12 protein-coding genes are annotated in these 18,738 nt (G+C 69.6%); 6 read left to right on the top strand and 6 right to left on the bottom strand.

What is annotated here, in order from left to right:
* Positions 1-23: 23 nt before the first annotated feature.
* Both MRBLWH3_RS06475 and MRBLWH3_RS06470 read right to left on the bottom strand, forming a co-directional pair.
* A complete protein-coding gene (locus tag MRBLWH3_RS06475; RefSeq protein WP_363429807.1) occupies positions 24-602 on the bottom strand; it encodes a hypothetical protein in 579 nt (192 codons plus the stop codon).
* A gap of 37 nt (positions 603-639) precedes the next feature.
* Positions 640-1,602 carry an ABC transporter gene (locus MRBLWH3_RS06470; protein WP_363429805.1) on the bottom strand — a complete coding sequence of 321 codons (963 nt, stop codon included), beginning with the start codon at positions 1,600-1,602 and terminating at the stop codon, positions 640-642.
* Between the two features lie 113 nt (positions 1,603-1,715).
* Here MRBLWH3_RS06470 and MRBLWH3_RS06465 point away from each other — a divergent pair, with 113 nt between their 5' ends.
* Positions 1,716-2,309: a hypothetical protein gene (locus MRBLWH3_RS06465; RefSeq protein WP_363429803.1), complete on the top strand. Its 594-nt coding sequence runs from the start codon at positions 1,716-1,718 to the stop codon at positions 2,307-2,309.
* A 1-nt stretch (position 2,310) separates the two neighbouring features.
* Here MRBLWH3_RS06465 and MRBLWH3_RS06460 read toward each other — a convergent pair whose 3' ends face one another.
* Positions 2,311-2,925 carry a hypothetical protein gene (locus MRBLWH3_RS06460; RefSeq protein ID WP_363429801.1) on the bottom strand — a complete coding sequence of 205 codons (615 nt, stop codon included), beginning with the start codon at positions 2,923-2,925 and terminating at the stop codon, positions 2,311-2,313.
* A 269-nt stretch (positions 2,926-3,194) separates the two neighbouring features.
* Here MRBLWH3_RS06460 and MRBLWH3_RS06455 point away from each other — a divergent pair, with 269 nt between their 5' ends.
* The 3 genes from MRBLWH3_RS06455 to MRBLWH3_RS06445 are packed head-to-tail and all read left to right on the top strand — an operon-like array spanning position 3,195 to position 5,061.
* Positions 3,195-3,986: a hypothetical protein gene (locus MRBLWH3_RS06455; protein ID WP_363429799.1), complete on the top strand. Its 792-nt coding sequence runs from the start codon at positions 3,195-3,197 to the stop codon at positions 3,984-3,986.
* On the top strand, positions 3,983-4,402 hold the full coding sequence (locus tag MRBLWH3_RS06450; protein ID WP_363429797.1) for a phage holin family protein: 420 nt from the start codon (positions 3,983-3,985) through the stop codon (positions 4,400-4,402). Before MRBLWH3_RS06455 ends, MRBLWH3_RS06450 begins: the two co-directional genes overlap by 4 nt.
* Positions 4,402-5,061 carry a DUF3618 domain-containing protein gene (locus MRBLWH3_RS06445; RefSeq protein WP_363429795.1) on the top strand — a complete coding sequence of 220 codons (660 nt, stop codon included), beginning with the start codon at positions 4,402-4,404 and terminating at the stop codon, positions 5,059-5,061. The genes MRBLWH3_RS06450 and MRBLWH3_RS06445 overlap by 1 nt, the downstream gene beginning before the upstream one ends.
* Positions 5,062-5,145: 84 nt before the next feature.
* On the opposite strand, the gene rpoC is transcribed toward MRBLWH3_RS06445, so the two are convergent.
* The 3 genes from rpoC to MRBLWH3_RS06430 all read right to left on the bottom strand — a co-directional run bounded on the left by rpoC (position 5,146) and on the right by MRBLWH3_RS06430 (position 13,210).
* Positions 5,146-9,018, bottom strand: a complete 3,873-nt coding sequence (gene rpoC, locus MRBLWH3_RS06440) for a DNA-directed RNA polymerase subunit beta' (RefSeq protein ID WP_363429793.1) — start codon at positions 9,016-9,018, stop codon at positions 5,146-5,148.
* A gap of 41 nt (positions 9,019-9,059) precedes the next feature.
* Positions 9,060-12,557 carry a DNA-directed RNA polymerase subunit beta gene (locus MRBLWH3_RS06435; RefSeq protein WP_341994249.1) on the bottom strand — a complete coding sequence of 1,166 codons (3,498 nt, stop codon included), beginning with the start codon at positions 12,555-12,557 and terminating at the stop codon, positions 9,060-9,062.
* A 287-nt stretch (positions 12,558-12,844) separates the two neighbouring features.
* Positions 12,845-13,210 (bottom strand): hypothetical protein, encoded by a 366-nt coding sequence (locus tag MRBLWH3_RS06430; RefSeq protein WP_363429791.1) that lies wholly within the window; start codon positions 13,208-13,210, stop codon positions 12,845-12,847.
* Positions 13,211-13,432: 222 nt separating this feature from the next.
* Here MRBLWH3_RS06430 and MRBLWH3_RS06425 point away from each other — a divergent pair, with 222 nt between their 5' ends.
* Together MRBLWH3_RS06425 and MRBLWH3_RS06420 are read left to right on the top strand one after the other, a co-directional pair.
* Positions 13,433-16,051: a DUF4062 domain-containing protein gene (locus MRBLWH3_RS06425; RefSeq protein ID WP_363429789.1), complete on the top strand. Its 2,619-nt coding sequence runs from the start codon at positions 13,433-13,435 to the stop codon at positions 16,049-16,051.
* Positions 16,045-18,684 (top strand): DUF4062 domain-containing protein, encoded by a 2,640-nt coding sequence (locus MRBLWH3_RS06420; RefSeq protein WP_363429787.1) that lies wholly within the window; start codon positions 16,045-16,047, stop codon positions 18,682-18,684. Before MRBLWH3_RS06425 ends, MRBLWH3_RS06420 begins: the two co-directional genes overlap by 7 nt.
* Positions 18,685-18,738: the final 54 nt, after the last annotated feature.

Raw genomic sequence — 18,738 nt, 5'->3', positions numbered from 1 at the left:
CGCCAGGACCATCTGCGCCCGCATCACTCATCGAACTCGTCCTCCCACGGCCACCGCGGGCGGCGGGCCCGGGTGCGCACGAGCGCGATGCCCGACCAGGCCGACACGAACGCGGCCGCCGCCACCACGAGCCCGAACCAGGTGGTCGCGAGCCGGCCCACCACCGCCGTCGCGACGCCGAGATCGGCGCCGGTGAGAACGGCGCCGAACCAGACTCCCCCGAGGTACGCGAGGAAGGTCGCGGCGGTCGTCCACGCGGCGCCCCAGTACGACGGATGCTGCGCCCCGGCGCCGGTGATGGGCGCCGCGCCCGACGCAGCCGAAGCGTCGTCGCGATCCGAGGTGGCAGCATCCGTCCGTCTTCCGGCGCGTGCGATCGCGGCCCACAGGCCGGCGGCGAACGCCAGGGTCGCGCACACGACACCCGTGATCCCGGGGACCTGCCCGAGCCCGGGGGTCGCGATGACGTCCTGCCCCGTCGCCAGGCTGGTCATTCCGAGCCCGAAGATCAGGAGCGCGACGAAGCCCAGCGTCGCGAAGGCCAGGGCGACGGGCGGTCGCACGGGTCCTTGCGACGGCCCATCCGAACCGTCAGCGGCCATGCCGCCAGCCTACGGCGGCCACGGACGCGAACGGGGGTCACTGCTGGACGAGCTGCGGGCCTGCCTCGAGCGTGCGCTCGTACTCGCGCTGCGCCTCGACGTTGAGCTCGGTGACGCGCTTCGCGCGCGCGGCTGCCCACGCGCCGAACCAGATCGTGAGCTCGCGGCCGATGATGAACGCGGCGATCGCCAGCGGCGCCAGCAGCTCGGCCTCGACGAGTTTCGCACCCTCGCTGGCGGTGAGGTTCCAGAACGGCGCTTGGAACAGCGCTCCCAGGATGTGTCCGCCGTAGGCGGCGGCACCGACGAGGATGCCGAAGATCACCCACGCGCCCCAACGGCCGCGATTGATGATGGCGCCGAGCAGCCAGAAGCCGATGAAGAACACCACCACGGGCACCCACAGCGACCAGGTCGCGAGAGCCTCGAGGGCGGTCGTCCCGACGTTGTCGCCGGTGACGTCGCCCTTGATCGCGTCGACGCCGAGCCACACCGCCAGGTAGAGCACGGCGAACGCGAGGGCGGCGAGCAGGCCGATCGCGCCGGCGGCGGCGCGGTTTCCCCGCGGACGCGGCGCCTCGGGCGCCTGAACGAAGATCGGCTGCGGGGCGGGCGCGGCGACGACCGCGGGCTCGGCGATGACGGGCTCGCTCGGGGTGACGACCGGTGGCACCACGACGGTCGGCGAGTCGTCAGCGGCGGGGGTCGGGGTCGACGTGTAGTCGAGGGACGCCGCCTCCGGCGAGTCCCACGGGTCGGGCTGGGCGGCGGCCGGCGTCGCGACGGTGGTCGAGGCGCCGTCGGCGGACGCGGCCGCGCCGGAGGTGTCGGGCGTCCCGGCAGCGTCGGCGGGGGTCTCTGCGGCGGGAGTCTCGGTGGCGCCGGCATCACGGCGGGCGGCCTCGGCGTCGGCGAGGCCTTCGTTCGCACGGCCGACGACGTCGTCGACGCCGTGCGGCTCCTCGACCGGCTCGCCGTAGGACGACTTGGGGTCACTCATCGCAGGCACTCCTCACGCAGGGATCATCCCCGCAGAGGCAGAGTAACCCGCAGTTCCGCGCACACGAGGGAGGCGTGCCGGGGAATCCGCTCCAGCCCCAGTACCCTGACCCCATGGCACCACGGACGTTCCGGCTCGCCGCAGCCGCGGCATCCACCCTTCTCGCACTCGCGGCGCTGACGGCCTGCGCCCCCGACGCCCCCTCCGGCGGCGGACTCACCTTCACGCCGGGGCCCTCGGCCTCGACGCCTGCCTCCGCGACACCCACGCCGACGCCCTCGCCGACTGCCCGCGCCGAGATCCCCGACGACTGCCGCGCGATCCTCACCGCCGACGTGCTCGCGCAGCTCGAGGGCGTGCCGCTCAACGACCCCGCCTTCGGCGCCTCCGGACCACAGCCGGACGGCAGCCTGGTGTGCGTGTGGCGCGACCCCGCCGCCGACACCACGGGCCTGGTCACGAAGATCACCGACATGTCGCGGGGACCTGCGCTCGACATGCTCAACAAGCTCGTGACCGACGAGGGCTACACCTGCTACACCCCCGACGGCGGCACGCGCTGCGAGAAGACGTGGCCGAACGAGACCTATCCGGTCACCGACGGGCGCACACTGTTCTGGCGCGACGACATCCTCATCGACACGCAGTACTCGAACCTCGCGCCCACGGGTTACACGGCGGCCGTCGTGGCGAGCATCTTCGGCTGAGTCAGCCCCAGACCGTGCGGTCGAGCCGCGGGCCGTAGTCCTCAGGGTGCCAGTCCGTCTCGACGCTGACGAGCCACAGCCCCTCGCGCAGGGTGTGCTCCTCGCGCACCGCACCGCGCGTCCGGTCGCACACCGTCGCTCCATCCCGCGACCGGCACGCGAACCCGTCCCCCGCCAGTGCGGCCTCGGCGATCGCCCCGGCGTCGGCATCGACCTTCGACAGTGTCGTGACGATGCCGCCCGCGTCGAACCGCCACGTGCAGGTCACGAGCACGTCGGGCGCGGCCGCGTCGGCGAACGCCGTCGCCTGTGTCGCGGGCGCCGCCATCGACTGGTCCAGCAGCGACCCCTCCCGCCACGTCAGCTCGTTCCACAGGTCGTCGGAGTACAGCGTGCGGCAGTCGACCGCTCCGCCCGCCGCCGCGGTCTGCGCAGGCGTCCGCGCGGGCGTCGCCTCGGGCCGCGGCGCCGTGGCGCCGCGCAGCGTGTCACCGACCCACGCGACGGCAACGGGCACCATCGGCAGCGCCAGCCACACGAGCGAGGCGACGACCGCGGCGCACAGCATCCCGGCGGGCACGGCGATCCACGGGTTGCGTCCGCCGATCCGCGCCATGGGGCCCCCACCTCCGTCTCCACGGTAAGCCGGAGGGACGGATGCTGCGCCGCGGCGCGCGCGGGGCAGCCGAGGAAGCCGCGGGGCCCGGCATCCGCCGCTCGTACCTCCCGACGCGGCGCCAGCGGCCGTGAAGGATACTCCGCCGTCCCCCGGAGTGCCAGCCTCTCTTCACTTCTGCTCTTCATGACGGACGGTGTTGGTCACCGCGGATCCCCGAGGACCAGCACATCGCCGGTCCGACGCCGCACGTGAGATGGAGGAGGAGCATGTCGACTTACGACACCGATCCGTACGCGACCCGGAGCACGGGTCCGGGCCAGAGCACGGACTCAGGCGACATGAAGGAGCGCGTCGTCGACGGCGCCGCCGAGGCGCAGGCCGGCGCGCAGTACGTCGCCGGAGTGGCCGGTGAGGAGGCCAAGAGCGTGGCCCACGACGCGAAGGATGCTGCGCGCGGGTTCCTCTACGAGGCCCGCACGGAGCTGTCGGACCAGGCGTCGAGCCAGCAGCGCCGCGCCGCACAGGCGCTGCAGAGCACGAGCGACGAGCTCTCCGGGCTGGCCAACGGCACGGCCACGGGCTCGGGCGGAATGGCCACCGACGCCGTCCGCGCTTTCGGCGATCAGACTCGCCGGGTCGCCGACTGGCTGGAGCAGCGCGAGCCGGCCGACGTCATCCACGAGGTGCGCTCGTTCGCGCGACGGCACACCGGCGCGTTCCTGGCCATCGCCGTCGGCGTGGGTCTGCTCGCCGGGCGGGTGACGAAGGCACTCGTGTCCGACGCCCACGACAACGACCGGAACGCCGACAGAGCGCTCGACTACTCGGGTGGAACGCGGCCGGCCCTCGCCACGTCCTTGCCGACGGCCGGCGGCACCGTCGGCGCGGGCTACGGCGGCACGGCTGCGGGCGCCGCGACCGTGGGAACGGCGGGCTACGAAGGCGAGACGCCCATCGGCGACGCGCTCGCGGGTGATCCGCTGACCACCGGCGCCGACACCTCGGTCACCGGCGGAGCAGGAGACGAGTGGTCCGCGACGGGAGAGGTACGACGATGACGGACATGCCCACGCCGTCTCAGCAGAAGGCGGCCGAGACATCGCTGGGCGAGCTGGTCGGCGAGGTCTCCCGTGACCTTTCAGATCTCATGCGCAAGGAGCTCGAACTCGCGAAGGCCGAGCTCTCGGAGTCGGCCAAACGGGCCGGTGCAGGTGCCGGGCTCCTCGGCGGGGCGGGATACGCCGGCCTGATGGCCGTGTTCTTCCTGTCCGTCGCGATCTGGTGGGGTCTGGGCGATCTCGTCGACAGCCTGGGCTGGTCGGCCGTCATCGTGGCGGTCCTCTGGGTCATCGTGGCCGGGATCCTCTACGCCGTCGGGCGCAAGCGACTGAAGACCGTGCAAGGGGCGCCGAAGACGGTGGAGACCGTCAAGGAGATCCCCGAGGCGCTCAAGAGAAACCAGGAGAACCGATAATGAGCAACGCAGATCAGATCCGCGCCGACATCGAGGTGACGCGGGACGAACTGGGCCGGGACGTCGACGCACTCGCCGACAAGGTCTCGCCCCCGAAGATCATGGAGCGGCAGAAGACGCGCGTCCGGCAGGTGCTCGGCGACGTCAGGGGTCGCGTGATGGGAGTCGCCGACGACATCGGCGACTCGGCCTCCTCGGCCGGCCACACGGTGGGCGACAAGGTCGGCGCCGCGGGCGAGGCGGTCAAGGACCTGCCGCACAGGGCCAGGCGCCAGACCCAGGGCACGCCGCTCGTGGTGGGCCTCCTCGCCGCGGGCGCCGGCTTCCTCGTCGCCAGCCTGATCCCGACGACCGATGCCGAGAAGCGCTGGAGCACCCAGCTGCGCGACCAGGCTCAGCCGCTCGTCGACAAGGCGGTCGACAAGGCGAAGGATGCTGCGCAGGAGGTCGCGCAGAACCTCAAGGAGCCGGCGAAGGACGCCGTCGAACAGGTCAAGGAGTCGGCCGTCTCGTCGGCGGAGACCGTGAAGGACGAGGCGCAGAGCACCGCCGAGCGGGTCAAGGAGAACGTCGCACCGAGCAGCGGCTCGACGGGAACCACGGGAACGACGGGAACGACCGGCACCACCGGCGACACCGGGGGGCCGACGCAGTACTGAGTCGCAGCATCCGTTCCCGCAACGGCGAAGGGCCCTGGCAAGCCAGGGCCCTTCGTGTGTTCCAGGGTCTCGAAGACCCCGGACTCAGTTGTAGTCGGTGCTGAAGCCGTCCGTGGAGAAGCTGTCGAAGTCGACGTAGCTCAGGTCGGCGTCGGTGTACGCGCCGTCCGAGGCGAAGATGCGGTTGGGGTACCGCTCGCTCTTCGCCTCCTCCGTCGCCTCGACCGTGACGTTGCGGTACTTCGCAAGGCCGGTTCCGGCGGGGATGAGCTTTCCGATGATGACGTTCTCCTTGAGGCCGACGAGCGGATCGCTCTTGCCCTCCATGGCCGCCTGCGTGAGGACGCGGGTGGTCTCCTGGAACGACGCGGCCGACAGCCACGACTCCGTCGCGAGCGATGCCTTCGTGATACCCATCAGCTCGGGGCGACCCGACGCGGGGCGCTTGCCCTCGCCGACCGCCTCGCGGTTGATCTGCTGGTAGCGCTTGAAGTCCACCAGCTCACCCGGCAGCAGCGTGGTGTCGCCGTGGTCGACCACGGTGACCTTGCGCAGCATCTGACGGACGATGACCTCGATGTGCTTGTCGTGGATCGGCACACCCTGCGAGCGGTACACGCCCTGGACGCCGTTGACGAGGTACTTCTGCACCTCGCGGGCACCCATGACACGCATGACCTCCTTGGGGTCGAGCGTGCCGACCTGGAGGGGCTGACCGACGGTGACATGCTGACCGTCCTCGACCAGGAGCGTCGCGCGCTTCAGGACCGGGTAGACGTGCGGCTCGTCGCCGTTGTCGGGCGTGAGGATGACCTTCTTCGACTTCTCGGTCTCGTCGATCGTGATGCGGCCGTCGGACTCCGCGATCGGCGACGCGCCCTTCGGGGTGCGGGCCTCGAACAGCTCCTGCACGCGGGGAAGACCCTGCGTGATGTCGTCGGCCGAGGCCGAACCACCGGTGTGGAACGTACGCATCGTCAGCTGCGTGCCGGGCTCACCGATCGACTGGGCCGCGATGATGCCGACGGCCTCGCCGATGTCGACGATCTTTCCGGTCGCGAGCGAACGGCCGTAGCACTTCGCGCAGACGCCGACAGCCGAGTCGCAGGTGAGCACCGAGCGCACCTTGATGGACTCGACACCCGCCTCGACGAGCTTGTCGATGAGCACGTCGCCGACGTCCTCACCGGCCGAAGCGACGACCTCGCCCTTCGGGTCGACCGCGTCGGCCGCGAGCGTGCGGGCGAACACCGAGTTCTCGACGTTCGCGTCGCGCACCAGCGCGCCGTCGGCGCCCGGAGCGGCGATGGTGAACTCGAGACCCTTGGTCGTGCCGCAGTCCTCCTCGCGGATGATGACATCCTGCGAGACGTCCACGAGGCGACGGGTGAGGTAGCCCGAGTCGGCCGTACGGAGGGCCGTGTCGGCCAGACCCTTACGGGCACCGTGCGTCGCGATGAAGTACTCCGCCACCGACAGACCCTCGCGGTACGAGGAGATGATCGGGCGCGGGATGATCTCACCCTTCGGGTTGTTCACCAGGCCTCGCATACCCGCGATGTTGCGGATCTGCAGCCAGTTACCACGGGCACCCGACGAGACCATGCGGTTGATGGTGTTGTCGGCCGGGAAGTGGTCGCGCATCGCCTTCTGGACCTCGTCGGTCGCCTCGGTCCAGATCTTGATGAGCTCCTGACGACGCTCGGCGTCGGTGGTGAGACCCTTCTCGAACTGGCCCTGGACCTTCGCGGCCTGCTTCTCGTAGCCGGCGACGATCTCGGCCTTGTTCGGCGGCGTGAGGATGTCGCTCAGCGCCACCGTGACACCCGAGCGGGTGGCCCAGTAGAAGCCGGCGTCCTTGATGCGGTCGAGCGAAGCCGCGACCTCCACCTTCGGGTACTCCTCGGCGAGCTTGTTGACGATCTGCGACAGCTTGCCCTTGTCGGCCTGCTCGCGCACGAACGGGTAGCCCTTGGGGAGCGTGTCGTTGAAGATCGCCTGGCCGAGCGACGCGTCCACGAGGCCGTGGCGCTCGTAGCCCTCCGGGGCTTCGCCCTCGAGGAATGCGAGCCCCGGGATGCGGATGCGGACCTTGGCCTGCAGGTCGAGGGTGCCCTCGTCCTTCGCCAGGATCGCCTCGCCGACCGAGCCGAACACGCGGCCCTCACCCGTCGCACCCTCGATGACCGTGGTCAGGTGGTGCAGACCGATGATCATGTCCTGCGAGGGCAGGGTCACCGGGCGGCCGTCCGAGGGCTTCAGGATGTTGTTCGAGGCGAGCATCAGGATGCGGGCCTCGGCCTGGGCCTCGACCGACAGCGGCAGGTGCACGGCCATCTGGTCACCGTCGAAGTCCGCGTTGAAGGCGGCGCAGACGAGCGGGTGCAGCTGGATGGCCTTGCCCTCGACGAGCTGCGGCTCGAAGGCCTGGATGCCGAGGCGGTGGAGCGTCGGCGCACGGTTGAGCAGCACGGGACGCTCGCGGATGATCTCCTCGAGCACGTCCCACACCTCGGGACGGGTGCGCTCGACGGCGCGCTTGGCCGCCTTGATGTTCTGCGAGTGGCCGAGGTCGATCAGGCGCTTGATCACGAACGGCTTGAACAGCTCGAGCGCCATCTGCTTGGGCAGACCGCACTGGTGGAGCTTGAGCTGCGGACCCACGATGATGACCGAACGGCCCGAGTAGTCCACGCGCTTGCCGAGCAGGTTCTGGCGGAAGCGACCCTGCTTTCCCTTGAGCATGTCGCTCAGGGACTTGAGGGCGCGGTTGCCGGTACCGGTGACGGGGCGACCGCGACGGCCGTTGTCGAACAGCGCGTCGACGGCCTCCTGCAGCATGCGCTTCTCGTTGTTGACGATGATCTCGGGGGCACCGAGGTCGATCAGGCGACGGAGGCGGTTGTTGCGGTTGATGACGCGACGGTACAGGTCGTTCAGGTCGGAGGTCGCGAAGCGGCCACCGTCCAGCTGCACCATCGGGCGCAGCTCCGGCGGGATCACCGGAACGACGTCGAGCACCATCGAGGCCGGGCTCATGCCGGTCTGCAGGAACGAGTTGACGACCTTGAGGCGCTTGATCGCACGGATCTTGCGCTGGCCCTTGCCCTCCGAGATCTGCAGGTGCAGGCTGTCGGCCTCGGCCGCCAGGTCGAAGGCCTCGAGGCGACGCTTGATCGACTCGGCGCCCATGTGGGCCTCGAAGTACTGACCGAAGCGGTCCTGGAGCTCGTGGAAGATCTCGTCCTCGCCCTTGAGCTGGCCGACCTCGAGCGTGCGGAAGTCCTCCCACACCTTCTCGAGACGCGTGATCTGGTCGTCCGTACCCTTGCGGATAGCGGCCATCTCCTTCTCGGCGGCGTCCTTGACCTTCTTCTTCTGGTCGGCCTTGGCGCCCTCCTCCTCGAGCGCGGCGAGCTCCTCCTCCAGCTTCTGGAGGCGGGCGGCCACCCGCGCGTCGCGGCGGTCGGCGAGCGTCTTCAGCTCGAGGCGGATGTTGTTCTCCTGCGTCGAGAGGTCGCGGTGGCGCGCCTCTTCGTCGACCGAGATCACCATGTAGGCCGCGAAGTAGATGACCTTCTCGAGGTCCTTCGGCGCCATGTCGAGCAGGTACCCGAGGCGCGAGGGCACGCCCTTGAAGTACCAGATGTGCGTGACGGGCGCGGCGAGCTCGATGTGGCCCATGCGCTCACGGCGGACAGAGGACTTGGTGACCTCGACGCCGCATCGCTCGCAGACGATGCCCTTGAAGCGGACGCGCTTGTACTTGCCGCACGCGCACTCCCAGTCGCGCGAGGGTCCGAAGATCTGCTCACCGAACAGACCGTCCTTCTCGGGCTTCAGGGTGCGGTAGTTGATGGTCTCGGGCTTCTTGACCTCGCCGTAGGACCAACGACGGATGTCGTCAGCGGTGGCCAGGCCGATGCGAAGCTGATCGAAAGTGGTTGATTCGAGCACTGGTTCTCCTGTGTCGGAAATTCGTTCGTTACCTGGCGCGCTTAGATCTCGTCGATCGACGAGGACTCGAAGCGGCTGGAGATGTTGATGCCGAGCTCTTCAGCGGCGCGGAAGGCGTCGTCGTCCGTGTCGCGGAGGTTGACCGCCGTGCCGTCGGCCGAGAGGACCTCGACGTTCAGGCAGAGCGACTGCATCTCCTTCATGAGCACCTTGAACGACTCGGGGATGCCGGGCTCCTGGATGTTCTCGCCCTTGACGATCGCCTCATAGACCTTGACGCGGCCGAGGATGTCGTCGGACTTGATCGTGAGGAGCTCCTGGAGCGCGTACGCGGCGCCGTAGGCCTCGAGGGCCCACACCTCCATCTCACCGAAGCGCTGGCCACCGAACTGCGCCTTACCACCGAGCGGCTGCTGGGTGATCATCGAGTAGGGGCCCGTCGAGCGCGCGTGGATCTTGTCGTCCACGAGGTGGTGCAGCTTCAGGATGTACATGTAGCCGACCGAGATCGGAGCCGGGAACGGCTCGCCGGAGCGGCCGTCGAACAACTGCGTCTTGCCGGACGAGTCGATCAGGCGCTCGCCGTCGCGGGTCGGGTTCGTCGAGTCGAGCAGACCCGCGATCTCGGCCTCGAACGCGCCGTCGAACACCGGCGTGGCGACCTTGGTGCCCGCCGGAGCCTCGAACGCCTGCTCGGGCAGCTGGGCGGCCCACTCCGGGGTGCCCTCGACCTTCCAGCCCTGCTTGGCGATCCAGCCGAGGTGGAGCTCGAGGACCTGGCCGAAGTTCATTCGACCGGGGATGCCGAGCGGGTTCAGGATGACCTGGACCGGCGTGCCGTCCGCCAGGAACGGCATGTCCTCCACCGGGAGGATCTTCGCGATGACGCCCTTGTTGCCGTGACGACCGGCGAGCTTGTCGCCCTCGGTGATCTTGCGCTTCTGGGCGATGTAGACCACGACGCGGCGGTTGACGCCCGAGCCGAGCTCGTCGTCGCCGTCCTCGGCGTTGAACTCCTTGACCGCGATGATCGTGCCCTGCTCACCGTGGGGCACCTTCAGCGACGTGTCGCGGACCTCGCGGCTCTTCTCGTTGAAGATCGCGCGGAGCAGGCGCTCCTCGGCCGACAGCTCGGTCTCGCCCTTCGGCGTGACCTTGCCGACGAGGATGTCGCCGGGACGCACCTCGGCGCCGATGCGGATGATGCCGCGCTCGTCGAGGTCCTTCAGCAGGTCGGGGCTGACGTTGGGGAGGTCACGCGTGATCTCCTCCTTGCCGAGCTTCGTGTCGCGGGCGTCGACCTCGTACTCCTCGATGTGGATCGAGGAGAGGGTGTCGTCCTTCACCAGGTCCTGGCTGAGGATGATCGCGTCCTCGAAGTTGTGACCCTCCCACGTCATGAACGCGACGAGGAGGTTCTTGCCGAGGGCGAGCTCGCCGTTCTCGGTCGCGGGACCGTCGGCGATGACCTCGCCGGCCTCGACGCGCTCACCGGCCGAGACGACCACGCGCTGGTTGTACGACGTGCCCTGGTTCGAGCGGTCGAACTTGCGCAGGAAGTAGTCCTGGGTGCCGCCCTCGTCGAGCTGCACGGTCACGACGTCGGCCGATACCTCGACGACGACGCCTGCCTTGTCGGCGGTGACGACGTCACCGGCGTCGATCGCGGCGAAGCCCTCCATACCCGTGCCGACCACCGGCGACTCCGAGCGCAGGAGCGGGACGGCCTGGCGCTGCATGTTCGCGCCCATGAGGGCGCGGTTGGCGTCGTCGTGCTCGAGGAACGGGATGAGCGAGGTCGCCACCGACACCATCTGGCGCGGCGAGACGTCCATGTAGCCGATCTCCTCCGAGTGGAAGAGGTCGACCTCGCCGCCGTTGCCGCGACGGGCCAGGACGCGGTCCTGCGCGAAGCTGCCGTCGGCCTTGAGCTCGACACCGGCCTGGGCGACGATGTAGTCGCTCTCCTCCGAGGCGGTCAGGTAGTCGATCTGGTCGGTGACCTTGCCCTCGACGACACGACGGTACGGCGTCTCGATGAAGCCGAACGCGTTGATGCGCGCGAAGGACGCGAGCGAGCCGATCAGACCGATGTTCGGGCCTTCCGGCGTCTCGATGGGGCACATGCGGCCGTAGTGCGACGGGTGGACGTCGCGGACCTCGACGCCTGCGCGCTCACGCGACAGACCGCCGGGGCCGAGCGCCGAGAGGCGGCGCTTGTGGGTCAGACCCGCGAGCGGGTTGTTCTGGTCCATGAACTGCGACAGCTGCGACGTTCCGAAGAACTCCTTGATCGCGGCCACGACGGGGCGGACGTTGATCAGGGTCTGCGGCGTGATCGCCTCGATGTCCTGCGTGGTCATGCGCTCGCGGACGACGCGCTCCATGCGCGACAGACCGGTGCGGACCTGGTTCTGGATGAGCTCGCCGACCGCGCGGATACGGCGGTTGCCGAAGTTGTCGATGTCGTCGACGTCGAGGCGGATCTCGGCCGGCTTGCCGCCGCGCACGCCGTCGAACGTGACGTCGCCGCGGTGGAGGCGGACGAGGTACTTGATCGTCGCGACGATGTCGTCGACCGTCAGCACCGAGTCGGTGAGCGGCTTGTCGACGCCGAGCTTGTGGTTGATCTTGTACCGGCCGACCTTGGCGAGGTCGTAGCGCTTCGGGTTGAAGTAGAAGTTGTCCAGGAGCGCGCGGGCGGCCTCGGCGGCGACCTGCTCGCCCGGACGGAGCTTGCGGTAGATGTCGCGGAGCGCGTCCTCCTTGGTGAGGATCGTGTCCTTGGAGAGCGTCTCCTCGATCGAGTCGAAGCCGGCGAACTCGGCGAGGATGTCCTCGCTGGTGAGGCCGAGGGCCTTCAGGAAGACGGTGACCGACTGCTTGCGCTTGCGGTCGATGCGCACGCCCACCTGGTCGCGCTTGTCGATCTCGAACTCGAGCCAGGCACCGCGCGACGGGATGACGCGCGCCGACACGATGTCCTTGTCGCTCGTCTTGTCGGGCGTCTTGTCGAAGTAGACGCCGGGCGAACGGACGAGCTGCGACACGACGACGCGCTCGGTGCCGTTGATGATGAACGTGCCCTTGTCGGTCTGGAGCGGGAAGTCGCCCATGAAGACCGTCTGGGTCTTGATCTCACCGGTCTGGTGGTTCATGAACTCGGCCTCGACGTAGAGCGGGGCCGCGTACGTCTTGCCGCGCTCCTTGCACTCCTCGATGGAGTACTTCTCGGGCTCGAGGTACGGGTTCGTGAACGAGAGCTGCATCGTCTCGCTCAGGTCCTCGATCGGCGAGATCTCCTCGAAGATCTCCTCGAGGCCGCTGACCTCGGGCACGTCGGTGCGGCCGGCGGCCTTCGCGTCGGCGACGCGAGCCTTCCAGGCCTCGTTGCCGACGAGCCAGTCGAACGACTCGGTCTGCAGCGCCAGAAGGTCGGGGACCGTCAGCGTGTCGGAGATCTTGGCGAACGAGAGGCGGGAAGCTCCGCGTCCGTTCTTGGGGGTGGTGGGGTTGGATGCGTTGCTCGCAGCAGCCAAGGGGATTACCTCCGTGGGCCCGTAGGGCTCGTTTCCTTGTCGTCAGGTGGAGTGCTCCTCATCCCCGAAACCCGCGCGGCACTCCCCACGTGAACGTGAGGGGGCGCAGGCACAGCCGACCACCATATGAGGGCAGGGGGAATCCAAGAGCGCAAAGACCCACTATACGTCGCACGACGCGCCGTGTCCAGTCGGATTCTTGAAAAGTTCTGGATGCTGCGGTATAAGCCTGCCCGGAACGCCGAAGCCGCCCCCGCACCTGCGCGGAGGCGGCCAGGCTGCAGGCTTTACGGTGCGGTGCTTTCGAGGTTGCCGCGACACTCCGCGCCCGGAGAAGGCACCAGCTCGTCGATGCCCATCTCCTTGGCGAGCGGACGCTGGAACATCCCATAGTTCTGCACGCCGTGGTGGCGATCGTTGCCCGCCGGTGATTGGTTGCCCCGCAGGGCGAGCGTGTCGTCGGGGAACGGGATGACGCCCTCGATGGAGTCCGCCGTGTCCAATCCCGAGAACGCGCAGATCGAGGCAGCAGTGTCATGCCCCGCGATCGGTGTGTCGTCCCCGTTCCCGTTGACCTCGCCCGCCATCGCCGCGCCGCCGCTGCCCAGCACCAGCCCGATCGCCACGACCGCGCACGCCAGTACCTTCTTCATCGAATTCCCCTCCCATGGGATGACGCCCGAAGCCCCGATCCGGACGAACGGCGTCCACTCCGACGCCGTCACCGCCGCACCATACTCCTGCGCGCGCCCTCACGGAAGAGCGGGGCCGGGACGCGGAACGAGGTGCGCCCGAGCCGAAACGGGACCGGGCATCCGATGCATCCGTGCACCGAAACCATGGCGAAACTTCCCCGATCGCGCCAGTATATGCACATGACTGGGGTGGAACACCCCGTGATCCGTACGCCCGACCAGCGGATCCGGGTGTTCGTGAGCTCGACCCTGCGCGAGCTCGCGGAAGAACGAGAAGCAGTGCGGTCGGCCATCGAGCGGCTCCGGCTCGCCCCAGTGATGTTCGAACTCGGCGCCCGCCCCCACCCGCCCCGCGACCTCTACCGCTCCTACCTCGCCCAATCCGACATCTTCATCGGCATCTACGGCCAGAGCTACGGCTGGGTCGCCCCCGACGAGAACGTCTCCGGCCTCGAAGACGAATACAACCTCGCCCCCGCCGGCATGCCCAAACTCATCTACGTCAAAGACACCGACACCCGCGACCAGCGGCTCACCGACCTCATCGCCCGCATCCAAGCCGACGACACCGCCGCCTACCTCCACTTCCACAACGCCCACGACCTCGAAGACCACGTCGCCGGCGACCTCGCCATGCTCCTCGCCGAACGCTTCGACCAGTCGCGGCGCACCGAGCCGGCGACGGCCGCCGAGATCTCGCTCGCGGCACGCGTGCCCGAGCCGTACACCGAGACGATCGGTCGCGAGGGCGAGCTCGCCGAGATCCGGGCGCTGCTGGCCGGCGGCCTCCACCGGGTCGTCAGCCTCATCGGGCCGGGCGGCATCGGCAAGAGCCGGCTCGCCATCGAGGCGGCGCACGCGAACACCGACCTGTTCCCCGACGGCGTCTACTTCGTGCCGCTCGAGGGCGTGCTCGAACCGGGGCTGCTGCTGCCCACGATCGCCTACATCCTCGGCGTGCGCGACACCGGCGCGGCTACGCTCGAGGAGAGGATCGCGCAGGCGATCGGGGACCGCCACGTGCTCATCGTGCTCGACAACTTCGAGCAGATCATCGACGAGGCGCCCGTCCTGGTGCGGCTGTACTCGCTGGCACCGCGCGCGTGCTTCCTGGTGACGAGCCGCATCGTGCTGCGCATCCGCGGGGAGCGCGTGTTCGAGGTCGAGACGCTCGACACCCCCGCACCAGACCTTCCTGCCACACTCGCGCAGGCGCAGGCCTCCTCGGCGTGCGTGCTGTTCGCCGAGCGTGCCGCGTCCGCACTCCCCGGCTTCCAGCTGACCGCCGACAACGCGGCCGACGTCATCGCCATCTGCCGGCAGCTCGACGGTCTGCCCCTGGCGATCGAGCTCGCCGCGGCGAAGATCCGGATCCTCTCGCCCCGCGACGTCGCCGAGCGGCTCGGGCAGAGCCTCCCGCTGCTGTCGACCTCGGTGCGCGACCTTCCCGACCGTCACCGCACCATGCGCGCGACGATCGACTGGAGCGTGGGCCTGTTGACCGATGAGCAGCGGGCGATGCTCGAGGACCTCGGCGTCTTCGCCGCCCGGTTCAGTCTCGAGTCGGTCGAGGCGGTGGGTGAGAACCGTGCGTGGGGTTCCGAGACGATCGAGACGCTCGCCGCGCTGATCGACGCGTCCCTGGTGCAGCGCATCGACTCGGGCGGCCGTTCGGTGTTCTCGCTTCTGGCGATCGTGCGCGAATACGCGCTCGACACGCTCGAGTCCCGCAGGGCGGCCGACGAGATGCGGATCGCGCACGCCGACTACTACCTCGACCTGGTGCACCGGGTCGCGCCGCGCCTGCGCGGCGCCGAGCAGATCGACGCCGTCGCCGAACTGGGGCTCGAGGTGCCGAACCTGCGCGCGGCGGCGCGCCACCTCGTCTCCATGAACCGGCTCGACGATGCGGGCGACTTCGCATGGACGATGTTCCCCTATTGGTGGATCTGCGGGTACTTCGCCGACGTGCGGCTGTGGATGCTGGAACTGCTCGAGAAACGGATGCCGCTGACCCCGCGCACACGCGCGATCGCGACGTTCTTCCCGCTGTGGGCGGAGCTGTGGCAGCGCCCGAACGATCAGGCGGTGGAGCGCCTCGGCGAGGTCGTGCGGCTGTTCACCGAGAGCGGCGACGAGCAGGCCGCCGCGATGGCGCTCGCCGCGAAGGCGTCGACCCGGCTGCAGTCCACCGACCTCGACGAAGAGGTGTTCCTGGCCGAGATCGGCGAGGCGATCGCGACCCTCCACGACCTCGGCGACAGCTGGTCGGAGTCCCTCGCCGAGACGGTGCTCGGTCAGTTCGGCATGCTGCGTCGCGACATCCCGGCGGCGCTGGAGCACCTCGGTCGCGCGGTCGACATCGCCGACGCCGCCGATGACGCCTTCACCCGCGTCGTTGCTGGCAACAACCGCGCGCGTCTGCGCTTCGTTCTGGGCGAGCGCGACGAGGCCGAGGCGGAGTTCCTGCTGACGCTGCTGCTGTCGATCCGGCTGCACTTCGTCGACGGCGCCACCTACGGGCTGGAGGGCATGTGCGCGATCGCCGCCTCGCACGGCGACGCGTGGCGTGCCGGCGCTCTCTCGGCGGTGGCGGCGACGATCCGTGAGACGACGGGCATCTACGACATCGAAGGCTTCGCCATCCACCTGGCGCCGCTCGAGGCCCTGCGGGCCGTCGACCCCGAGAGCGTCGAGGCCGGCGAGCGCGCGGGGAGGGAGATGGGCCTTGCGGAGGCCATCTCGATCGCACTGCCCGACGCCGACGCGGACGTCCGAGCGAAGGTCCCTTCGTGGTGACAGGCCCCGAGCGAACCCCGGTGATCCGTACGCCCGACCAGCGGATCCGGGTGTTCGTGAGCTCGACCCTGCGCGAGCTCGCGGAAGAACGAGAAGCAGTGCGGTCGGCCATCGAGCGGCTCCGGCTCGCCCCAGTGATGTTCGAACTCGGCGCCCGCCCCCACCCGCCCCGCGACCTCTACCGCTCCTACCTCGCCCAATCCGACATCTTCATCGGCATCTACGGCCAGAGCTACGGCTGGGTCGCCCCCGACGAGAACGTCTCCGGCCTCGAAGACGAATACAACCTCGCCCCCGCCGGCATGCCCAAACTCATCTACGTCAAAGACACCGACACCCGCGACCAGCGGCTCACCGACCTCATCGCCCGCATCCAAGCCGACGACACCGCCGCCTACCTCCACTTCCACAACGCCCACGACCTCGAAGACCACGTCGCCGGCGACCTCGCCATGCTCCTCGCCGAACGCTTCGACGAATCCCGTGCGCCGGAGGTGCCCGACGCCGATGCGGTACCGGTGAGCCTGGTCGGCCGCGTCCCCGTGCCCTACACGACCACCATCGGCCGCGAAGCCGACATCGACGCGGTGCGCACGCTCCTGGCGCGAGGCACCGACCGCGTGGTGAGCCTCATCGGGCCGGGCGGCATCGGCAAGAGCCGGCTCGCGATCGAGTCCGCGCTGGCCTGCGGCGACCTCTTCCCCGACGGCGTGTACTTCGTCCTCCTCGAGGGCGTGCTCGAACCCGGGCTGCTGCTGCCGACGATCGCCTACTATCTCGGCATCCGTGACAACGGCGAAGCCGCGCTCGAGGAGCGCATCGCCCACGCCCTCACGGATCGCCGCGTGCTGATCGTGGTCGACAACTTCGAGCAGATCGTGGATGCCGCACCCGTCCTGGTGCGGCTGTACACCCTCGCGCCGGCGGCGACGTTCCTGGTGACGAGCCGGATCGTGCTGCGCATCCGCGGCGAGCACGTGTACGACGTGCCGCCGCTCACGACTCCGGCCGGCGACGGCCCGGCGAGCCTCGACCGCACCACGCGCTCCGCGGCGGTGTCGCTGTTCGTCGACCGCGCACGCGCGATCGATCCCCGCTTCGACGTCACGCCGGGCAACGCGCGGGATCTCGCGGACATCTGCCGGCGCCTGGAGGGCCTGCCGCTGGCGATCGAGCTCGCCGCGGCGAAGGTGCGGATCCTGAACCCGGCGCAGATCGCGAGCCGCCTCGAGCAGAGCCTGCCGCTCCTGACGGCGGCAGTGCGCGATCTGCCCGAGCGGCACCGCACGATGCGGGCGACGATCGACTGGAGCGTGAGCCTGCTGCCCTCCGAGCACCGCGACCTCCTCGAGGACCTCGGGGTGTTCGCGACGAGGTTCACGCTCGACGCCGTCGAGGCGCTGGGCGAGGGCCGTCCGTGGGGCCCTCACGCGATCGATGCCCTCGCCGCCCTCGCGGACGGCTCGCTCGTGAAGCAGAGCGAGCTCGGCGGCCGGCGGGTCTTCTCACTGCTCGCGATCGTGCGCGAGTACGCGCTCGGGCGCCTCAAGGAGCGCGGCGACGCGCAGCGCGTGCGGCGCGCCCACGCCGATTACTACCGGGGGCTCGTCGAGCGCATCGCCCCCGATCTCGGCGGACGCGGCCAGGCCGAGGCTGTGGTGCGGCTCGGCCTCGATCTGCCGAACCTCCGCGCTGCCGTTCGCCACCTCGTCTACACGAACCGGCTCGACGACGCCGGCGACTTCGCCTGGTGCTTGCTGATCTACTGGTGGATCTCCGGCTTCTTCGCGGAGGTCCGGGTGTGGATGCTGGAGCTCCTCGAGAAGCAGCACGAGCAGCCGATCACCCCGCACACTCGCGCGATCGCCTGGTTCTTCGCGCTGTGGGGCGAGATGTGGCAGCGGCCCAGCGAGCAGGTGGTGGCCGGACTCGGCGAATGCGTCCGTCTGTTCCGCGAGAGCGGCGACGAGGATGCGGCAGCGATGGCCCTCGCCGCCCGTGCCACCGCGCGCGTGCAGTTCTCCCCCCTCGACACCGACAAGGCCGCGGGCGAACTGCGCGAGGCGGTCGTGACCCTGCGAGAGCTCGGCAACACATGGGCGGAGGCGATCACCGAGGTCTCGCTCGGCCGGCTCGCCTGGGTGCGCGGTTCCACCGACGACGCGCTCGCGCACTTCGACCGCGCCACCTCTGTCGCCGAGTCCCGCGGCGATCTGTTCACGACCTCCGTCGCGGGCAACCTCCGCGCGCGGCTGAACTTCCAGCTCGGCCGCATCGACGAGGCCGAGCGTGAGTTCGTGCACACCCTCCTGATCTCGGTCGGACTGCACTATGACGAGGGGGTCGCGTACGGGCTCGAGGGGGTGTGCGCGGTCGCCGCCGCGCACGGCGAGGCATGGCGGGCGGCCGCGCTGGCCGTGGCGGCCGGGGAGATCCGCCGGCGCATCGGCATCTTCGACGTGGAGGCCTTCACCGTCCACACCCCGTACCTCGAGATCCTCCGCGGCCGCGATCCGCAGAGCGTCGAGGCCGGTGAACTCGCGGGGGCCGAACTCACCATCGCCGAAGCGGTGCAGCTGGCCCTCTCCGAGCACGAGTTCGAAACCGTCGCCGAGGCGCTGCACGCCTGGTAGCGGGACGGATGCCGCGGGCCTCGGCATCCGTGCTTCCGAGGTATCAGGACCCGG

It is taken from the genome of Microbacterium sp. LWH3-1.2 (assembly GCF_040675855.1).
Classification (GTDB): domain Bacteria; phylum Actinomycetota; class Actinomycetes; order Actinomycetales; family Microbacteriaceae; genus Microbacterium.
Note: the sequence above shows the minus strand (reverse complement) of the source record. Positions and strands in the feature narration are given on the sequence as shown.

Coding starts and splice junctions, on each gene's coding strand:
- MRBLWH3_RS06475 (WP_363429807.1), bottom strand. CDS start 602: ATGGCCGCTGACGGTTCGGATGGGCCGTCGCAAGGACCCGTGCGACCG.
- MRBLWH3_RS06430 (WP_363429791.1), bottom strand. CDS start 13,210: ATGAAGAAGGTACTGGCGTGCGCGGTCGTGGCGATCGGGCTGGTGCTG.
- MRBLWH3_RS06455 (WP_363429799.1), top strand. CDS start 3,195: ATGTCGACTTACGACACCGATCCGTACGCGACCCGGAGCACGGGTCCG.
- MRBLWH3_RS06445 (WP_363429795.1), top strand. CDS start 4,402: ATGAGCAACGCAGATCAGATCCGCGCCGACATCGAGGTGACGCGGGAC.
- MRBLWH3_RS06460 (WP_363429801.1), bottom strand. CDS start 2,925: ATGGCGCGGATCGGCGGACGCAACCCGTGGATCGCCGTGCCCGCCGGG.
- MRBLWH3_RS06470 (WP_363429805.1), bottom strand. CDS start 1,602: ATGAGTGACCCCAAGTCGTCCTACGGCGAGCCGGTCGAGGAGCCGCAC.
- MRBLWH3_RS06465 (WP_363429803.1), top strand. CDS start 1,716: ATGGCACCACGGACGTTCCGGCTCGCCGCAGCCGCGGCATCCACCCTT.
- MRBLWH3_RS06450 (WP_363429797.1), top strand. CDS start 3,983: ATGACGGACATGCCCACGCCGTCTCAGCAGAAGGCGGCCGAGACATCG.
- MRBLWH3_RS06425 (WP_363429789.1), top strand. CDS start 13,433: ATGACTGGGGTGGAACACCCCGTGATCCGTACGCCCGACCAGCGGATC.